This is a genomic window from Nocardia sp. NBC_00881, from assembly GCF_045207455.1.
In the GTDB taxonomy this organism is placed as follows: Bacteria; Actinomycetota; Actinomycetes; order Mycobacteriales; family Mycobacteriaceae; genus Nocardia.
In genome coordinates, this window is sequence record NZ_CP108798.1 from 7,775,851 (window position 1) to 7,792,826 (window position 16,976).

Genomic DNA, 16,976 nt, shown 5'->3' on the forward strand with positions numbered 1-16,976 from the left:
TATGTTACTAAAAGTTCTATATATGCATGATCTTTGCTACAGCCGTGCGGGAAGGCGCGCGGATCGAATTCGCCTCTCACGGACCGGTGGTCGAGGTCGCTGTGGACTTCTCCGCGCTCGACACCATCCTGTCAGGCCGGCCAGAACAGCCGTACTCGTGCCGACAGGGTTTCTGTCGCACATGCAAGGTCCGGGTGCCGGCGGGTGAACCCGACCACCTGGACAGCGTGCTCGCCGACGCAGAACACGAGGCGGGTGAGATGCTAGTCTGCGTATCCCGTGCCGACGGTGAGCGACTCGTGCTCGACTTGTGAGCCCGACCCGGTCGGCAAGGAGAAGACGGGTGACGCTCACATGAGGTTCTCAGTCGTCCGGGCGATTTCGGCCTCGACGGCTTCGACCCGCCCGGCATCGACGCCCCACGGCTGGTCGACGCCAGCCCTGCGGTCCAGGTCCCACAGCACACACTCCTCGTCCCGTGCGGCCACCAGCGACCATGCCACCACGGTACGGCCGAGCTGTTCGGCCATCGTGCCGTGTGAATTACCCGGCGGCCCAGCGCCTTCCGGGAAGTGGTGCAGGAAGCGGCCATAGGCTGCCGCACAGAACTGGGCGTAGCGCTGCGTGCATAGGATGAATCCGTGCCATGCCTCGTCCACCGCGTGTGAAGGCATGCCGATCACCTGGTCATCGCGCATCGCGGCGCCGCAGCAGCGCAGCCACTGCCGCAGGCCGGTCTCCACCAGTTCGCGCGGCTGCCACGGGCAGGTCTTGTACACGGCCTCGGGAAGTTCCAGCGCGTCGACGATGGTGTGCACCGTCGTCAGGTCGACCGTGGACTTACGGAAGCGGAATAACGCCACAGTTCACTGTACGCATGCGCATCACTGCGGCTACCGTCTTGATATGAGCGCCACCATCATTCTTGTCTTCCTCGGGTTGTTGGTGGTGGTGTTGTTCGGGGCCGTACCTGCCCTCGTGGTGTTCATTGTGCTCCGCTCCCAACGCAACCGGTACCTTCCGCCACCGTACGGGCCATGGCGCCCGGGACATCGCGGCGAAGGGTATTACGGCGGGGCGCCCAGCAGTTCGGACCCGTTCTGGGCGGCTGGTGGAGTCGGTCTCGGAGGCGGCTACGACCCGAGTCGGTCGAATGGCTGTGGCGGGGGCTGGAATCCGGGTGACGGGGGCGGCCATCATCATCACCACGGCGGCAGCTGCGGGGGCGGCGGCAGTTGCGGTGGGGGGAGTGGCAGCAGTTGTGGTGGCGGAAGTAGCAGTAGTTGCGGCGGGGGAAGTAGTAGCAGTTGTGGTGGCGGAAGTAGCAGCGGCTGCGGTGGAGGTTCCTGACCGTCGTCGCACGACTTGACCTCAACCATGCTTCATGTTTCATGCTGGTCGGTGTCCGATGCGGCAAGGAACGATGGAGGTTATGTCATGCGGGCTGTGCAGGCCAGTGAGTTCGGTGGACCGGAAGTGCTCGCGGTGCGCGAGCTGCCGGAGCCGGTGGCCGGACCAGGTGAGGTGGTGGTCGACGTAGCGGCCGCCGACGTGATGTTCTTGGATACCCGGCTGCGCGGCGGCTGGGGCACCGACTTCTTCGCGATCCAGCCGCCATACGTGCCAGGCGGTGCGATCGCGGGCGTTGTCGCGGCGGTCGGCCCGGATGTGGATCCGGCCTGGGTGGGGAAGCGGGTGTCCACCCCGACCGCGGCCAGCGGGATCGGCGGCGGACTGCCGATCGGTGGGTACGCCGAGAAGGCGCTGGCCAAGGCAAATACGCTGGTCACCGTGCCTGATGGGCTGAGCATGCCGCAAGCTGTCGCGCTAGCGCACGACGGCAGGACCGCGCTGGCGGTGTTCGACCGCGCCGCCGTGCAACCAGGGGAGTGGGTGCTGATCACCGCCGCCGGGGGCGGGCTCGGCACGTTGCTGATCCAGCTCGCCCGTGCGGCGGGCGCGAACGTGGTCGCCGCCGCCCGCGGCGCCGCGAAGCTCGAGCTGGCGGCACGACTGGGCGCGAATGCGGTGGTCGACTACTCCGAACCCGACTGGTCGGCGAAGGCGCACGCCGCCAGCGGGGGAGTGCAGGTCGTCTTCGACGGCGCTGGCGGCACACTGGGCGAGGCCGCGCTCGCGGCAGTTGCGGACGGTGGCCGGTTCCTCGGATACGGCGCCGCCGCAGGAGAATTCGCCGCACTGGATCGCGCGGCGGCCGCGGCGCGCGGCATCACCGTGTACGGGCTGTTCGACATCACCAGCGCCGACACCGACTGGCATGCGGTCACCGAGCGCGCACAGGCTGAGGTCGCCGCGGGTCGCCTGGAGGTCGTCATCGGTCAGACCTTTCCGCTCGACCAGGCCGATCGGGCGCACGCCCTCATCGAATCCCGGGCGACCTTAGGACGCACTTTGTTAACAGTGTGAACTACCCCGTAACTGGAGAATTGTTGTAGTGCGTGGTGTCGGCGACGGCGCTAGGGTGCCTGCGTGGAAACTCTGATCGTCGTCGGTGCCGTCATCGTGGTCCTCGGCATCGTCGTAGCTGTGGTGCAGTTCGCCAGCAGGCCGCCGAAAGATATCGAGCCCTGGGGTGGACGTGACGCCGAGGACTACGAGGACGACTGGCGAGACGATTACCCCGACAGCTGAGCCCGCTCAGCCGACCGGGGTAAGCACTACGACCGCGATGGGCCGCTTGGTCAGCTTCTGATAGGCGCTATAGCGGCCCCTGTTCACCTTGTCGACGATCGCCCACCGCCGAGCGTAGTCCGGATCATCCGGCAGCGTCGGCCGCGCCAGCACCGTCAGTTTCCGCCGCTTGACCTGAATCTCGCACTCCGGCTTGGCCTTCAGGTTCGCCAACCACGCCGGCGGCCGCGGCGAGCCACCGTTGGAAGCCGTCACCAGATAATCCTCGCCGTCGCGCCCGTACGTCAGCGCCGCGGTCCGCTCTTTTCCCGTCTTGCGGCCCACCATCCGAAGCAGCAACGTCGGATTCCCCAAGAGCAACCGATGCCCCACCAGCCCGCCGCTGTGCTCGTACACCCACTGATGCGCCTTCAGCACGTTCCTGAACAGACCGGCCATATCTGACCCTCCAGTAAGGTTTCCGGAACGATCGCACCCTGAGCCACTGGCCATCCAACTGGTTTATACCCCGCCCGACCCGGTAGCATCCCCCATGCTCGCGGATTACCGCGGCGAGGGGCGGTAGCTCAGTCGGTTAGAGCCGTGGACTCATAATCCATTGGTCGCGGGTTCGAGCCCCGCCCGCCCCACAAATGTTATCTGACCAGCGGAAACGCTGAACTCGACAGCCGAGTTAGTCCAGAACAGCGCTCCGACAGCAATGTATTTTGCCGGTAGAATCCGGTGATGGGGCTGGATCTAGACGACATCCGAGAGCTTGCGGAAGACTTCGCGACGGAGCTGCGCCGCAAGAACCGGAGCAAGCAGACCATCGACGGCTACCTCACCCGAATCAGGTACTTCGCCGACTTCCTTCAACAGCGCGAGCTGCCGACCACGGCACCCGACATCACCCGCGCCCATATCGGCGGCTACATCGAGGACCTGCTCACGCGGCCCAATCAGCGGACCGGCGAGCCGCTGTCGCCGGAGTACGCACGCGGTCAGTACCGGTCGCTGCAACAGTTCTTCAAGTACCTCGCTGCCGAGGAGATCATCGACGCGAATCCGTTCGACAAGATGAGCCCGCCGGCGGTCCCTGATCAGCAAGTGCCGGTGCCGAGTATGGACGCGGTAAAGGCACTGCTCGCAGAATGCGACGGGGTCGATTTCACCGACCGACGGGACAACGCCATCATCCGACTGTTCGCCGACACCGGGATGCGGTGCGGCGAGCTCGCACCGCTCGAGGTGGACTCGCTGGACTTCAACGAGAACACGGTGCTGGTGCTAGGCAAGGGCGGCCGGCCGCGAACGTGCCCGTTCGGAGACAAGACCCGAACGGCGCTACGGCGGTACCTCCGGGTGCGGGCAAAACATTCCGGCGCGAAGAACGACAATCCCGCACTCTGGCTCGGGTATCGCGGTTCGATGACGGATTCCGGAATCCGGCAGATGCTCGAACGCCGCTGCGACGCAGCTGGAATCGAACGGTTACATCCGCACCAACTTCGCCACTTCTTCGCCCACACCTGGCTCGACAGTGGCGGCCAGGAGCAAGACCTGATGATGCTCGCGGGATGGCGGTCGCGGCAGATGCTCGCGCGGTACGGCGCCGCGGTCGCGGACAGCCGGGCGAAGTCCGCGCACCGCCGGGCACGGCTGGGCGACAAGTTGTAGGACGGCGGCTTCCTCGGTATCGCCAATCGACCTTTGGGGCATCGGTGGGCCGTCCGGCGAGGCGTTACGGTTATCTCTATGACCGAGGACTTCGTCGCCTGGGCTGCGCGGCTCGCGCAGGAAAGTCTCGACGGTATGTCTCGACGATGGCAGCACGTCCAGGGCGTCGCTCGACACGCCAAGCAGGCCGTTGACGTAGTTGACGACGCCGACCTCCTGCTTGTCGCGGCCTGGCTGCACGATATCGGCTATGCGCCATCGATCCGAAGGACTGGATTCCATCCCGTCGACGGCGCTGAGTTCCTGCGACAGCAGGGAGCGCCGACGCGCCTGTGCGCTCTCGTCGCCAACCATTCCTGTGCGCGTGTAGAGGCGCGAAACCGGGACATCGAGATTGATTGGTCAGATGAGCAGACAGCGCTGCGCGATGCCCTCTGGTGGGCCGATATGACGACGACCCCAACCGGAGAAACAACAGATGTTCGCAGTCGCGTTGCCGAGGTTCGCGAACGGTATGGCCCGGACCATGTCGTCTCCAAGTCGCTGGACGAGGCGGCGCCTGAGTTGATCGAAGCAGCTGAGCGTACCGAGAAGCTACTGCATGGCTGATAGGGCTGTGAATTCGGTTGTCACGTGTAGAACGGGTCTGCTGATGTGCTCAGACCATGTTCTATTCGCAACGCGATCGAGGGATGGACGCTCAACGACGAAATCTTGCTGGGCTCAACCCATCTGACATCTTTCGACTCTGAGCTGGTTCGAAGTTCGCCACCGATCGGGTCGGCGTGGAAGCAGATCGAGAACTCCTGGCGCACCTCTCCGTCGTCATACGCGATGACATGCTCCGGATTGGAGAATATGCCGATGAGGTCGGTCACTCGCACGTCAATCCCGGTTTCTTCTTTGACCTCTCGTGTGAGCGCTTGTGTGATCGTCTCACCGGCCTCCAGTGCGCCGCCCGGGATCGAATAAAGGTCATTGTCTGTACGGTGAATCATCAAGATTCTTCCGACGGAATCCCGAACTACAGCGCTGACCGCGACCTTGACGCTGTTCGGGGTCGGCGCGTTCGGGTCGTGGTAGTAGTCAGTTCGACTCATTGCTACCAACTTCCGAATTGGCTCCCGCCCAAACGTGTTCGAAGCTTGTCATGTATGTCTCGAACAGGTCGCCAGCAGGAAGTCGGCGAAGGTGTAAGGCCGGGGCGTGAGCGCCAGGCAAGCCATAGACGTGGGCGTTCACAATCATCTCCTCGTCAAAGCGGAACACCGAGTTATACAGCGTGGTGTCGTGGTACCGAAGTTCGACGCCGTCAATCTTCGAGAGTGGCTCGATAAGGGCGAGAGCATTGCTGATACGTGATGGGACGGTGCCGGGCGCCAGTCGCTCTTCGGCGCTCCGCTTGTTCGCCTCGGGCGCGGTGGGTCTGCCGAACAACAGCCGGACCTTCAATCCCTCTCGCGTTTTCTGTCGTATCGTCCGCGCGAACTCTGGCTCCTCTGCCAAGAACAATCCCGCCAAAACAAGTACGTCGAGCTGTTCACTGGTGCCAGTTAGAAGCCGCTTCCACACGTCGCTCGGAATTGCGCTCCGGTGTGGATACACCTTTACCACCTCGGATTCGCCAATCTCCGCCTTACGCTCCGCCGCAACGGCATCCGGCCAGAGGTAGTTCTCCGTTTCCCGGACGAGCGCCGCCACAGTGTTGCGATGCCGCGGGTACGGAATCCGTCCCTTCGTGATCCATCGCTCAACGGTCTTCGCTTCGACGCCAGCGGCTTCCGCGACGTGAGTGATGTCGAGACCGTTCCGGAGCAGTGCATCACGCAGTCGCTCGTTCGGCATGTCGCCTCCAAAATTGAGGGACGAGTAGGGACGTCTTCACGTTACCGGAGACGTCCGCAGAAGTCCACCTATGAGGTGCTCGTGCCTCTCAATTTGTCGAAAAGTAGGGAACCGCAAGGAATTTCCTACTTTCGAAGGGAACGAGCGTTGGTTGAGAAGACATTCGTCGAGACGCCCGAGGCGCGGAACCTGATCAGTCTCAAGACCGCAGCCGCGCTGATCGACGTCGATACGAAGACGATCCGCAACTGGATCGCCGCCGGCGACCTCAACGGATACCGGATCAACGGGCGACTGCTGCGCGTCGAGCGTGATGAGCTGCTGGCTCTGGTTCGGCCCGCCGTGCTGGCGACTTACTCGGGCGGTGCGGCGTGAGCACCCCGGTCGAGAGGACGTTGCAGGCGCGTATCGCGGCGCACGAGTCATGGGCGAAGACCTCAGATCGGGCTGCTAGGACGGCGAAGGCTCGCGATGCGTTGCTGACGAAGTTCGACCGCCTGGTCGATCCTGATGGGCTGCTCAGCCCGGAGGAGCGCGCATACCGGGCGGCGCAGGCGCGGAAGGCCCACTACACGCGACTCGCGTTGAAGTCAGCTCAGTCTCGCCGTCGGCGGGGGCAGAACCGTCGTGGAAGTGGTGACTCGTGATGCGCGCCCGGACGTTTGGCACCGCGGTCGCTGCGGTGTCGGTCGGTTTCCTGACGCTCACTCATCCCGCCGTTGTCGGGGTCACCGTGATGCTGCTGGTTGCGGTCGCGGTGTGGCGGTCGTCGCGGCGGTGGGGGGTTCGGCGATGAGCGCGAGCGAGCCGTTGCATAATCCGGCCGATCTGCTGGATGAGTTGGACGCCATCATCCGTGAGCAGGAGTTTTTGCAGCTGCGGACGACCGCGTTGCAGGGCCGGTACAAGGCGCTGGAGTCCCATGCCGACCGGTATGACAAGCCCGGACCCCAGCCGTGGCAGTGCGAAGAGCTCGGCAGCGTCAACGTCAAGTACACCGCTTCCGGTCTGGGCTACGCGGCTGGCGATATGGCCGGGACGCTGAAGCACTGGCTTCGGCATGTGCGGGAGCTGGCCGAGAAGGTGCGCGAGTACCCGCAGCCGGAGTATGAGCAGGTTGATCGGTCGCAGGCTGATCGGTGGCGGTCGCGGTGAGCGCGCCGTGGCGGCAGGACCAGCCTGTGCAGGGGTACACGGTCACCCATTTCGACCGTGGCCGCGGTCCACATAACCCGCTGCATTCGATGGCTGGCCCCGAGTTCACCGGGACCGGTGCGGTGTTCGCGCCGCTGGGCATGCTGCCGCCGACGGTGCGCCTGGTCGCGTTCGGGCTGCTGCTGCTCGTCGGAATGAGCGGGTGCACGGCGGCGTGGATCGATCAGCAGGACTACACGCCGTCACCGAACATCTGCCGCCCCGTCAGTGCCGGGGTTCCGGTGGAGCGGCCGGGGTCGTGTGTCCCTCGTGAGCAGCTGCCGGGGGTGGCGCGGTGAACATGGAACGCGCGGATTGGGTGGCGGCCAAGGCTGATTGCGATCGAGTCGACACCGTTGCTGAGGTCCTGAACGACATGATCGTCGCCGCGATCGAGTCGAAGGACTTGAAGCGCTGGCGAGATTGCGAGGCCGAGCAGGCGAAGCTGACCCACTGCTGCGTGATGTGGGCATCGGTGGAACGCGACCAGGTCGAGGCGTTCGACCGTTACATCGCGGCGTGGAACCGGCACGCACAGGCCATTGGCCTTCGACCGGGCGGACGGTCGCGATGAGCAAGTTTCTGGATCCGGAAGGCCGCAAGTTCGGGCTGCCGACGTGGCCGTGGGGCATGGCGCCGCAGCATCTGCGTACCCGGCGTCAGTTGGCGCGCGAGGGGCAGCGCCCCACCCGCGAGTACGAGGCCCAAATCCTGCGGTCGCGGGGCGGGGCACGGGGGCCGTTGAAGGCGTACTTGTACGACACGGAAACCGCTGTGCCGAAACGTGTTCCGTCTGAAGCGCAGTTGGAGGCGTTGCAGCTCGCGCGCTGGCAGCGGTCGGTGCGGGCGTGTGAACGCCGCGGGATCGACGCCACCGATATGCGGGAGTTCATTCAGCAGGCCCGCGCCGATATCGCCGCACGCCGCACTCGGGGGCAGGGAAGGGAGCGAACCCGATGAACCACAACACGAAGACCGCGGCGCGGCCGGACCGGTACGCCGAGTTGGAGTTCGATCACCGCGATCAGATCATCGCCGGTCTACGCGCGACCGGCGCGACGTATCAGGACATCGCCCGCCAGTTGGGTGTCCGGGCGCGGCAGGTGGAGCAGGTGCTCGGCGAGGTCGCTGCGCTGCGTGCTCGTGAGGTCAGCCAGGCCGAGATCGCCCGCCGGGTCGGACTGCCACGCACCACCGTTCAGGACCTGTTGCGTGGTCAGCGGGTGAGCCGGTCGACGCCGCGGAAGACGACGGCGTTGCGGGGGCTGGTGGACATGCACGGGATGCAGTTGGACGTGTTGGGCTGGTTTCTGGGCATGGAACGCAACCACGTCTACAGCCTGGCCAAACAGCTACACGCCGAGGGCCGCATCTACGAGCTCGACGACGTCCAAGCGGGCGAGAAGTGGGTGGTGCCGACCCGGGTGACCGCGGCCCGCTATCTGGGGTGGCGCCCGTCGGATTGGCATCCGCCGCTGGGATTGGCCGAGCACTACCGCGCGGTCGCCCAGGCCCGGGTGATGCTGGTCGGCTCCGACCCGCAGCTTTGGACCTCGGAGCGGGTGTTGCGGCATCGCGCCCAGAACGCCGCCGGACCGGTGTCGCGGCGCAAGCCGAGCGAGCCCGTGTTGTTCAGCAGCGGCCGCGAACCGCGGTTGGGTCGCCCGCATGTGCACGACGGCCGGTTCCTGGGTGTGGTCAAGGGCCGGCACGGCTGGTGGGCGCTCGAGGTCGAGTTGTCGAAGAAGGACCCCGAGCACATGGATGTCGCATTGCGGGGCGCGATCCGCGCTGCCCGTGACAGCACCGACGAGGCGATGGTCGGGGTTTTGTATCTGTGCCGCACCACCGGCGTCTACGACAACGTCACCGCCGCATCACAGCGGTTGCCGGACAAGGAATTCGGCGATCTGGCACTGGATCTGGTGATCCGCGACTTCGACCGCGAATGGGGCAAATTCCTGCCCCGCTACGCCGCGATGCGCGAAGCAGCCAAGCAGCAGAGCCCGAATCGCCGCCGCCGCACCCTCATTCATCTCACCCAGCAGGAAGCATCATGACCAACCAGAACTGCCACTGGATCATCACCCCCGACGACTGCGACCCACTCCACACCGCCACCCCGACACCAGCACCGGTCGCGCCGCCGATCGAGCAGGGACCGGCGCCGTCGATCGGGATTCACCCGGAGAAACCGCCGATCCGCCAGCTCGACTGTATCGACCTGCCCGACCTGACCGCCGTCACCCACGCCGTCGGCACCGCCACCGTGTGTGGTGTCGTGATCGTGGCGATGCTGGTCATGATCGTCGCTGTCGCCGCACGCTGGCCGCTGGCGCCACACCGGTTACGGAACTTCGCGATCGCCTCCCTGCTGCTCCCGGCGACCTCGGCGTTGGCCGGCGGTTCGTGGACCACCCCGGCTGCTCTGTTGTGGTCCGGCGCTGGGCAACTCGCGGACGGTGACTGGTCGGGCCTGCGGATGATGCTCGCGCTCGGGGTGCCGTTCGCGGCGTTGACCGCGACGTATGTGTGGGCGAAGTTCGTGCACAAGACCCACACAGTGGGGCTCAAGAACTTGGGTCGTACCGAGCGGGTGAAGGACGCGATGTTGGCGCGCAAGTTCGCTCGCGCCGCCGCCACGGCGAAGCTGGGTGCCCCCTACACGGTGGGGGAGGGGATCGTGTTGGGGCCGTTGGCGAACACGACGACAGCGAAAACGTCCGGGTTGTGGCAGGAGCTGACCGCGCGGCATCAGCAGTGGCTGGTGATCCCACACAAGCAGGCCCGTCGGCACTTGGCCGTGGTCAAGACCACCGGCGGCGGCAAGACCGAGACCATCAAACGCTACTTCGCCGGGATGCTCGAGTACGAGTGGACCGCCTGGCAGGCCTGGAAAGACGTGCCGGGCATGCGGCGCAAGCACCCACGCCCGCTGCAGGTGATCATCTCCTGCAAGGGCGGCCAGGACGACAAAGAACTCGGCATGGAGATCCGGGACATCGCCCTGCGCAAGGGCATGGACCCCGCCCGTATCGCGACGGTCGGCCCGGACGGGGATCGGCTGGAGATGTGGAAGACCATGCTGCCGCGTGACATGCGCGGGGTGGTCGGGGATCTGCTCAACGCCGGTCAGGCAACCACCAGTGAGGGCCAGCATTTCGATGAGATGCGCCGCCGCATCATCTCCCTTGTGGTCGACGCCCCGGTCGGGCCGCCGCGCTCGTCGACGGAGTTCCTGGAGCGGCTGAACGCCGACACCCTGCTCGATCTCTGGGGCGGTGCCCCCGACGTGAAACGCATGATCGACGCGTTGCAGGCGGAGAAGGTGCCGCAACTGGACGACGCCCTGATCAAAGCCAGCAACTTGTTCGATCTGTTGCAGGACCAGAACGGGCGCATGGTGTTCGACGGCGGCAAAAACCTCGACGACCTCGACGTGCTGTACGTGACGGTGCCCGGTTTGGACAAGGACGCCGCCCGCGCCCAAGTCGCTGCGATCCTGCGGATGGTGATGCTGCGCGCCGGGCAAACCGCCAAAGACCAGCGGCGCTCGGTGACGGTGATCATCGACGAGGTCTCGGCGACCACCACCGAACAGGGCTCCATCGGCCTGATCGACGTGTGCGAGCGAGGCCGCTCCCAAGGGGTGGCGCTGATGTTCGCCGCCCAATCCCAAGAAGGACTCGCACGCGATGAGTGGACCCTGAACCGGCTGCTCAAAGCCTGCGCGGGCGGGCTGATCCTCGGCTACAACGAAAACGCCGGAGACCTCTGCAAACACCTCGGTTCCGTGCGCGGCATGCTGCCCAGCCGTCATCTGATCAAGGGCCAGCGCCACGGCGACGAAGGCCAGGTCTCCGTCGGCGAAAAGTGGCTGGTCGACCCAGATGTGCTGCGCCAGCTCGACACCGGCGAGGTCGTCTACGCCCGCGCACGCCGCGCCCAATGGGGCCGTGTCGTTCAGGTCGACCCGACCGAACTGACCCCGTTGCCGGGCACACCGGCGGCCGAATCCGCCGCCCAGCCCGCGGCCAAGCCCGAGATCTCCGGCGACACCGCCGTCGCCTGAACCCATCCACATCTTTCACCAATCTGATTGCGAGGCAACACCATGCGCATCTTCCGCGACAACAACGACCACAACGACGAAGACCCCGACGAGGGCCGCAACGAGAGCCACGAACCGATCGACCCGAAGGCCATCGGCGACATCCTCGCCGACGAATTCGCCGACTACCTCGCCGACGTCACAGCCGCCGCCGACAACCCACCACCACAGCACCGGCAGCCCACCGACGACACCGAACCACCCGCCAGGCCGACGCTGCGCCTGGTCAAGAACGACGACACCGACACCGACACCGACGAGGGGGACAAGCCGCTCGACCCGAGAGCGGCCGCCGCGGCCGGGCGGGCGGCGCGGCGGCGGCTGGTCCGCGGCGCGGCGGGCGGCTCCGCTGTTGTGGTCACCGCGACCGCGCTCGCCACGTGGGGGCAGCCCTGGATGGTGGCCGGCCCGCTCGCCGCCTACAGCACCGGGTGGCTGGCCTACCTGTGGTGGAACGCCGCACTGCGCCCCAGCATCCCCGACGTCCTCACCACCCTCACCAGCGCCGTCAGCACGGCATTCGCCGTCGTCATCACCACCCTCGCCGCGATCGTGCGCGGCCTGGTCGACCGGATCGATACCGCCCGCACCCGGCACGAAACCAGCCGCACCACACCCGTTTCCCAGTCCCTCTAACACCCCACTCCAAGAAAGGAAACCACTCTTATGTCTGACCGCAGTGTCGAAGACGAGTTGATCGCCGAGGCCCGCAAGTTCGGCCACTCCCTGACCCACATGCTGCGTTTGCACGCCCAAGCCGCTACCTGGTTGGAGCGGCGTCGGGTGCGCAAGCAGATCAGTGTGGTGTTGCGTGAGCAGCGCCGCGCCGAGGAAACCACACGCAAGCACCAGTTGGTGTGGACACAGCAGATGATCGACCGCTACCGCACCCACGCCCTCGCGGTCACCGACCGCGCCGAGAACCCGAGCGTGGACCACGAACGCCGCTACCGCGATACCCAATCGTTGAACAGGCACGCCACCGACCTACGCGCCCGAATCGTCGGAAACGACCGGCTCACCAAAACCGAGCAGGGCATCGCCCTGGACGGCCTGGACGCAGCCACGACGTTCCCGCGGTTCGAGCCGGGCCGGTTGTTCGCCAAGGCGCATAAGGTCCGCGGTATCGACGCGTTGAAGTATCGTGCGCAGGTCGCCCGCACCGTCCGTGAGCAGCCGACCAACGCTGCGCAGCGTGTGTCTCTGGAGGAACTGAACCAGCGGCTCTCTCGCTACGGTGAGCTGCGAGCCGAGCGCGCCCCCTACGACGAGATGACCTACGAGCAGAGGGCCGCCTACGACCGCGAGACCGCAGCCAACCGCCACCGCATCATCGCCGACACCCACATTCTCGGTGCCGATCAGGCCGAAACGGTCGCCACCACCCGGCATGCCGCCGAGCAGTCCCGTCCAACGGTCGATCGTCCCTGGCAGGGAAGGGATGTGGTGTCGAAGCCGTTCGTGGTGAACGTCGGTCCGGCTGATGTCATCCATATGGACGAGCACGAGTTTGCCCGAGTGGCGCGTGAGGATCATCCGCAGCTGCGGACGTTCGAAACCCGCGAGCAGGCTTACGACTGGGCGTTGAACCAGCTCGATGCCTACCGCGAAACCAGCAGCCGCCGTGGTGAGGACTTCACCGCCACCATCCGCGAGCGCGGCCGCCGCGACAGCAGCGAGGTCGTGGACGGACCACTCGGGATGGTCACCGACGAAATCCGCGTTCTGCGTGACGAGCACACTCGCCGCGGCGCGCAACCCCAGACACGTACAGCTGAGCCGGAGACGAACCCCCCCGTCGAACAGCCGCAGCCCAGCCGTGACCGCCTCGCCGAGGTCGAGCGCCAGCTCAAGGACATCAGCGACGACCGGGACCGGCTTGGGTCGCGGGTCGGGATGCTGCAGCGCGGGTTGGATGCGGTCAGCGCCGATCGTGACGAGCACAAGCGGAAGTTGGAGGCCACGCAGGCGCAGGTGGAGTCGTTGAAGAACATCAACCTGCGTCAGACCCGTGAACTGGAGGACTTGCGGCAGAACTCGCTGCGGGTGGTGAAGCTGACCGTTGAGCGTGACCAGTACAAGTCCGAACGCGATCAGTTCAAAGCCCAGCGTGACGAAGCGGTGCAGAAGCTGGCCCAAGCCACCCCGACCCACGAGCGCTACGGCAACCGCCAGCACAGCAACGGCAATGGCGCCGACCCGCAACCGAACTCGGAACAGGCACGGCAGTCCAGCGACACCGGTCCGGTGGGCAAGCGCGCCAGCTACCTGCGCGACCTCACCGGGACCGGCCATGAGCAGGCCGGCCCGGACACTCAGTCCTGGCCGCATCCGGGACGTAACGGGCATGGCCGCAACGGTATCGAGAGGAGCCGGTGATGGAACGCGAACACGAAGAAGCGATGCGCGCGGACTACTCCACCTACGCCGAGCTGGGGCGGCAGATGTTCCGGCCCTCGACCAGTGAGGCCGAGATCCAGCTCATCGACATGCAACAGCAGGTCCTGGCGGACCGGTGGGAGTCCGGGCCGCACGCGCAGCATTGGCAGTACCTGGATGACGCGCACGAGGACTGGAAACGGTCGCCGAAGGTGATGGTCCGGATGCTCGCCGACATCGACCACAACGGCGGAGCCGGGGTGAGCGGGGTACAGCGCCGCAGCCTGGAGCAGGCCCGCCAGCTGACCGGCAACGACCGGCCACGACCGCAGGTCGAGCGGGGGCGGTGAGCGATGCACATCGAGCATGAGGAAGCGATGCGTGAGGCGTTCACCGAACTCGACCGGTTGAGGCGGATGACGGATCGGCCTGAGGCGACCGAGGCCGATATCCACCGGTTGTACACCGAAGGTGCCGCGATCGATCAGGGCTGGCACTACGGCCCGCACCCGGGTGAGTGGAAGTTCCTGAAGGAAGCCCATTCCCAGTGGGCGTGCAATCCGAGCACGATGCGGCGGATACTCGCCTCGCCCGGTGCGGACCGGTTGGACGGGGTGCAGCGGCGCAGTATCGAGCAGGCCCGCGTCCTCACCGCGGCCCACACCCGTTCCGAGATCGAGCGGGGGCGGTGACGATGACCGAGTCGCGACCGCTGCAGGGGCGTTCGTATCAGGTCGTGACCGACGCGCTCATCCGCACGGTGGGTCCGGCGCGGATCCCGCGTGATCCGGTGCAGTGGACGAACTACCTGTGTCCGGTGCACGAGGCCGACGGCCACCATCACAACCCCAGTTTGGGTGTGCGGTATGACCCGCGACAGGGCAAAACGATGGTGCGGTGCTGGGCACGCTGCAACGACGAAGAGGTACTCGACCGGGTCGGGTTGCGGGTGCGCGACCTGTGGGACCGGCTGCCCGACCGCGATCCGAACCGGCGAAACACCGGTGTGCACGGTCAGCGGTACGGCGTTACCGAGCGCCGAGCGTTGACCCCGGTCGAACGCGCGATCGCCGCAGCCCAGTTCCCGATCCCGGCGAAACGGGACCTGGGGGCGCAGACCGGGCGAGGGCAGAACGTGGACACCTACGTCTACAAATGGCCGGGCGGCCGTGTCGAGGGCGCGGTCACCCGAGTACACACCCCGCACGAGCACGGGCACGCCAAATCGTTCTGGCAGGCGCATTGGACCGGGACCGAGTGGGAGAAGGGCGGTTTCGCGCCGATCCCGTGGAAGCTCGCCGACATCCGTGAAGCCCTGGACACCGGCCGGGAGATCTTCGTCTGTGAAGGCGAGAAGGACGTGCAACGGGCAAACCAGGCCGGGCTGATCGCGACCTGCAACGCGATGGGCGCCGGGTCCTGGACGCCCGAGCATGCGCGCTGGCTGTCGGGGGCAGGGCGGGTGATTGTGGTCGCCGACCGTGACCGCCCCGGCTACCAGCACGCCGGCAAGGTCGCCGAAACACTCACCGACCGCGTCGGCGAAGTCCGCGTCGTGCAGGCCCGCAGCGGCAAGGACCTGTCCGACCACTTCGACGCCGGATACGACCTGACCGACCTCGAACCGGTCCCGCACCTGGACCGACCCCACCGGCAGCAGTCCCGGCCGGAGCAGGCCCGTCCGCGGTTTCACCGTCCTGACCGAACCCGCTCCCGCTGAACCCGATTCACCACAACCGGAAGGAACCATCCTCATGACTACCAACCTCAGTGCCCGTTTCCGCAACGCCGCCCGCCCGACATCGGCGTTCGGGAAGAACGCCCAGCCGGGCACCACCGTGACCGGGCGCATCACTGCCGCGGTCGAGCAGCCGAAGCTCAAGTTCGGTGGCGCACCCGGTGAGGTCGAACGCGACGAGAACGGCCAGCCGGTCACCCAGCTGGTCATCACCCTCGACACCGCCGCCGGACCCCGGAACCTGTATGTGAGCTGGCGCATGGAACAGGCCATCGGCGCCGCTCTCGAAGCCGCCGGCGATGTCGAGTTCGAGACCGGTGACACCCTGTCGGTCACCTACACCGAACCCGACCCCGCCTACCCGAAGGCACGACTGTTCACCGCCACCTACACCCCGACCGGTGCGGCCGGTGCATGGAGCAAGCAGTGAACCGGAACCCCGGTGCACAGACGGTGCGCAGCAACCAGGCTGCGCACCGCAGCGCACCAGACGATGCACAACCCGGTGCACACGCCACCGGAAACGCTCTACGGCCATGGCCGGTAATGCTTTTGGCGTTGCCTGCGTTCGTCGCGATCTGGTCCGGCTGGGTCGGGCTCGGCGAGCTGACCGGCTTCGGCCCGGTGCATCCGTTGCCCGGTATCGCCGACGACTTCGAGATCAACACCGCGATCACCCTGCCGATCGGCATGGAGGCCTACGCCTCCTACGCGCTGTATGTGTGGCTGTCGGGACGGATCCGTTCGGACCGAACCCGCAGCTACGCGAAGTGGTCAGCGTTCGGCAGCCTGGTACTGGGGGCAGTAGGTCAGGTCGCCTACCACCTCATGAAAGCCACCGGCGTCACCTCGGCGCCGTGGCCGGTCACCGTCCTGGTGGCCTGCCTCCCGGTCGCCGTCCTCGGCATGGGCGCCGCGCTCGCGCACATGATCGGCCGTGAGCACCACACCGCACAAGCCGTGCACACCCAACCGGAACCAGTGCACGACCCCGAACCAGTACGCACCGTCTCGGTACGCGAGGTCCACACCGAGACCCGCTCGACATCTACAGAGTTGACCGCCCACCGGGCGGTGCCGGAGTTGGATAGCGCGCATCAGGTCGAGATCGAAGCTCCAACGCACCACGAGCGCACCAGCGCACCAGCGCGCATCGACCGGTGGGTGATGGTGGCGGAGCAGGTGTGCAGTGGCGACCCTGCTGGGCGTCGTGATCCAGACACTGTCGCGGCGATTCTTCGGTTGCGGCACGAGGAGGGTTGGTCTCATGCCCGCATCGCCGAGTACGTCGAGCTGAGTTCGTCCACGGTGACGCGCACGTTGACCGCCGCCACCAAGTACACGAATCCGGTTGTGACGGACGAGAACTCTTGAGAAAGGAGCCGAACGGTGCGTGCT

The 16,976-nt window shown here is 66.2% G+C and carries 24 protein-coding genes and 1 tRNA gene; 21 read left to right on the forward strand and 4 right to left on the reverse strand.

Features of this window, described 5'->3' with window-relative positions; genetic code table 11:
* Positions 1-26 precede the first annotated feature (26 nt).
* Positions 27-314, forward strand: coding sequence for a 2Fe-2S iron-sulfur cluster-binding protein (locus OH799_RS33010; protein ID WP_406272467.1), 288 nt, complete (start codon positions 27-29; stop codon positions 312-314).
* A 36-nt stretch (positions 315-350) separates the two neighbouring features.
* Here the strand turns inward: OH799_RS33010 and OH799_RS33015 are convergent, their stop codons facing one another.
* Positions 351-863, reverse strand: a complete 513-nt coding sequence (locus OH799_RS33015) for a hypothetical protein (protein ID WP_406272470.1) — start codon at positions 861-863, stop codon at positions 351-353.
* Between the two features lie 574 nt (positions 864-1,437).
* Here OH799_RS33015 and OH799_RS33020 point away from each other — a divergent pair.
* Together OH799_RS33020 and OH799_RS33025 are read left to right on the forward strand one after the other, a co-directional pair.
* The gene (locus OH799_RS33020) at positions 1,438-2,427 is read left to right on the forward strand and encodes a zinc-binding dehydrogenase (RefSeq protein WP_406272473.1); all 990 of its coding nucleotides are present in this window, start codon (positions 1,438-1,440) and stop codon (positions 2,425-2,427) included.
* Positions 2,428-2,490: 63 nt separating this feature from the next.
* Positions 2,491-2,652 carry a hypothetical protein gene (locus tag OH799_RS33025; protein ID WP_406272476.1) on the forward strand — a complete coding sequence of 54 codons (162 nt, stop codon included), beginning with the start codon at positions 2,491-2,493 and terminating at the stop codon, positions 2,650-2,652.
* A gap of 6 nt (positions 2,653-2,658) precedes the next feature.
* Here the strand turns inward: OH799_RS33025 and OH799_RS33030 are convergent, their stop codons facing one another.
* On the reverse strand, positions 2,659-3,090 hold the full coding sequence (locus OH799_RS33030) for a nitroreductase/quinone reductase family protein (RefSeq protein WP_406272479.1): 432 nt from the start codon (positions 3,088-3,090) through the stop codon (positions 2,659-2,661).
* A gap of 117 nt (positions 3,091-3,207) precedes the next feature.
* Between OH799_RS33030 and OH799_RS33035 the strand changes: the two genes are divergently transcribed.
* The 3 genes from OH799_RS33035 to OH799_RS33045 all read left to right on the forward strand — a co-directional run bounded on the left by OH799_RS33035 (position 3,208) and on the right by OH799_RS33045 (position 4,920).
* Positions 3,208-3,281: transfer RNA gene (locus tag OH799_RS33035), tRNA-Ile, on the forward strand.
* Positions 3,282-3,378: 97 nt separating this feature from the next.
* On the forward strand, positions 3,379-4,311 hold the full coding sequence (locus OH799_RS33040; RefSeq protein ID WP_406272482.1) for a tyrosine-type recombinase/integrase: 933 nt from the start codon (positions 3,379-3,381) through the stop codon (positions 4,309-4,311).
* Between the two features lie 78 nt (positions 4,312-4,389).
* Positions 4,390-4,920: an HD domain-containing protein gene (locus OH799_RS33045; RefSeq protein WP_406272485.1), complete on the forward strand. Its 531-nt coding sequence runs from the start codon at positions 4,390-4,392 to the stop codon at positions 4,918-4,920.
* 20 nt (positions 4,921-4,940) lie between these two features.
* On the opposite strand, the gene OH799_RS33050 is transcribed toward OH799_RS33045, so the two are convergent.
* Complete coding sequence (locus tag OH799_RS33050) at positions 4,941-5,411, reverse strand: NUDIX hydrolase (protein ID WP_406272488.1); 471 nt, start codon at positions 5,409-5,411, stop codon at positions 4,941-4,943.
* Positions 5,398-6,156, reverse strand: a complete 759-nt coding sequence (locus OH799_RS33055; RefSeq protein WP_406272492.1) for an XRE family transcriptional regulator — start codon at positions 6,154-6,156, stop codon at positions 5,398-5,400. The genes OH799_RS33050 and OH799_RS33055 overlap by 14 nt, the downstream gene beginning before the upstream one ends.
* A gap of 147 nt (positions 6,157-6,303) precedes the next feature.
* On the opposite strand from OH799_RS33055, the gene OH799_RS33060 reads away from it, so the two are divergent.
* The 15 genes from OH799_RS33060 (at position 6,304) to OH799_RS33130 (ending at position 16,952) form a co-directional block, all read left to right on the forward strand.
* The gene (locus OH799_RS33060) at positions 6,304-6,531 is read left to right on the forward strand and encodes a helix-turn-helix domain-containing protein (protein WP_406272495.1); all 228 of its coding nucleotides are present in this window, start codon (positions 6,304-6,306) and stop codon (positions 6,529-6,531) included.
* Positions 6,532-6,802: 271 nt separating this feature from the next.
* Positions 6,803-6,952, forward strand: a complete 150-nt coding sequence (locus tag OH799_RS33065; RefSeq protein WP_406272498.1) for a hypothetical protein — start codon at positions 6,803-6,805, stop codon at positions 6,950-6,952.
* Positions 6,949-7,311 carry a hypothetical protein gene (locus OH799_RS33070; protein ID WP_406272501.1) on the forward strand — a complete coding sequence of 121 codons (363 nt, stop codon included), beginning with the start codon at positions 6,949-6,951 and terminating at the stop codon, positions 7,309-7,311. Before OH799_RS33065 ends, OH799_RS33070 begins: the two co-directional genes overlap by 4 nt.
* An 89-nt stretch (positions 7,312-7,400) precedes the next feature.
* Complete coding sequence (locus OH799_RS33075) at positions 7,401-7,649, forward strand: hypothetical protein (RefSeq protein ID WP_406272503.1); 249 nt, start codon at positions 7,401-7,403, stop codon at positions 7,647-7,649.
* Positions 7,646-7,924 (forward strand): hypothetical protein, encoded by a 279-nt coding sequence (locus OH799_RS33080; protein WP_406272506.1) that lies wholly within the window; start codon positions 7,646-7,648, stop codon positions 7,922-7,924. The genes OH799_RS33075 and OH799_RS33080 overlap by 4 nt, the downstream gene beginning before the upstream one ends.
* Positions 7,921-8,310, forward strand: coding sequence for a hypothetical protein (locus OH799_RS33085; RefSeq protein WP_406272509.1), 390 nt, complete (start codon positions 7,921-7,923; stop codon positions 8,308-8,310). Before OH799_RS33080 ends, OH799_RS33085 begins: the two co-directional genes overlap by 4 nt.
* Positions 8,307-9,410, forward strand: a complete 1,104-nt coding sequence (locus OH799_RS33090; RefSeq protein ID WP_406272512.1) for a hypothetical protein — start codon at positions 8,307-8,309, stop codon at positions 9,408-9,410. Before OH799_RS33085 ends, OH799_RS33090 begins: the two co-directional genes overlap by 4 nt.
* A complete protein-coding gene (locus OH799_RS33095) occupies positions 9,407-11,422 on the forward strand; it encodes a hypothetical protein (RefSeq protein ID WP_406272515.1) in 2,016 nt (671 codons plus the stop codon). Before OH799_RS33090 ends, OH799_RS33095 begins: the two co-directional genes overlap by 4 nt.
* Positions 11,423-11,464: 42 nt before the next feature.
* Complete coding sequence (locus OH799_RS33100; RefSeq protein ID WP_406272518.1) at positions 11,465-12,097, forward strand: hypothetical protein; 633 nt, start codon at positions 11,465-11,467, stop codon at positions 12,095-12,097.
* 30 nt (positions 12,098-12,127) lie between these two features.
* Positions 12,128-13,840: a hypothetical protein gene (locus tag OH799_RS33105; protein ID WP_406272521.1), complete on the forward strand. Its 1,713-nt coding sequence runs from the start codon at positions 12,128-12,130 to the stop codon at positions 13,838-13,840.
* A complete protein-coding gene (locus OH799_RS33110; RefSeq protein ID WP_406272524.1) occupies positions 13,840-14,190 on the forward strand; it encodes a hypothetical protein in 351 nt (116 codons plus the stop codon). Before OH799_RS33105 ends, OH799_RS33110 begins: the two co-directional genes overlap by 1 nt.
* Positions 14,191-14,193: 3 nt before the next feature.
* Positions 14,194-14,532 carry a hypothetical protein gene (locus tag OH799_RS33115; protein WP_406272527.1) on the forward strand — a complete coding sequence of 113 codons (339 nt, stop codon included), beginning with the start codon at positions 14,194-14,196 and terminating at the stop codon, positions 14,530-14,532.
* A gap of 2 nt (positions 14,533-14,534) precedes the next feature.
* Entirely contained in the window at positions 14,535-15,560 is a 1,026-nt protein-coding gene (locus tag OH799_RS33120; RefSeq protein ID WP_406272529.1) for a toprim domain-containing protein, read from the forward strand.
* A gap of 34 nt (positions 15,561-15,594) precedes the next feature.
* The gene (locus OH799_RS33125) at positions 15,595-16,008 is read left to right on the forward strand and encodes a hypothetical protein (protein ID WP_406272532.1); all 414 of its coding nucleotides are present in this window, start codon (positions 15,595-15,597) and stop codon (positions 16,006-16,008) included.
* Entirely contained in the window at positions 16,005-16,952 is a 948-nt protein-coding gene (locus tag OH799_RS33130) for a hypothetical protein (RefSeq protein WP_406272535.1), read from the forward strand. Before OH799_RS33125 ends, OH799_RS33130 begins: the two co-directional genes overlap by 4 nt.
* Positions 16,953-16,976: the final 24 nt, after the last annotated feature.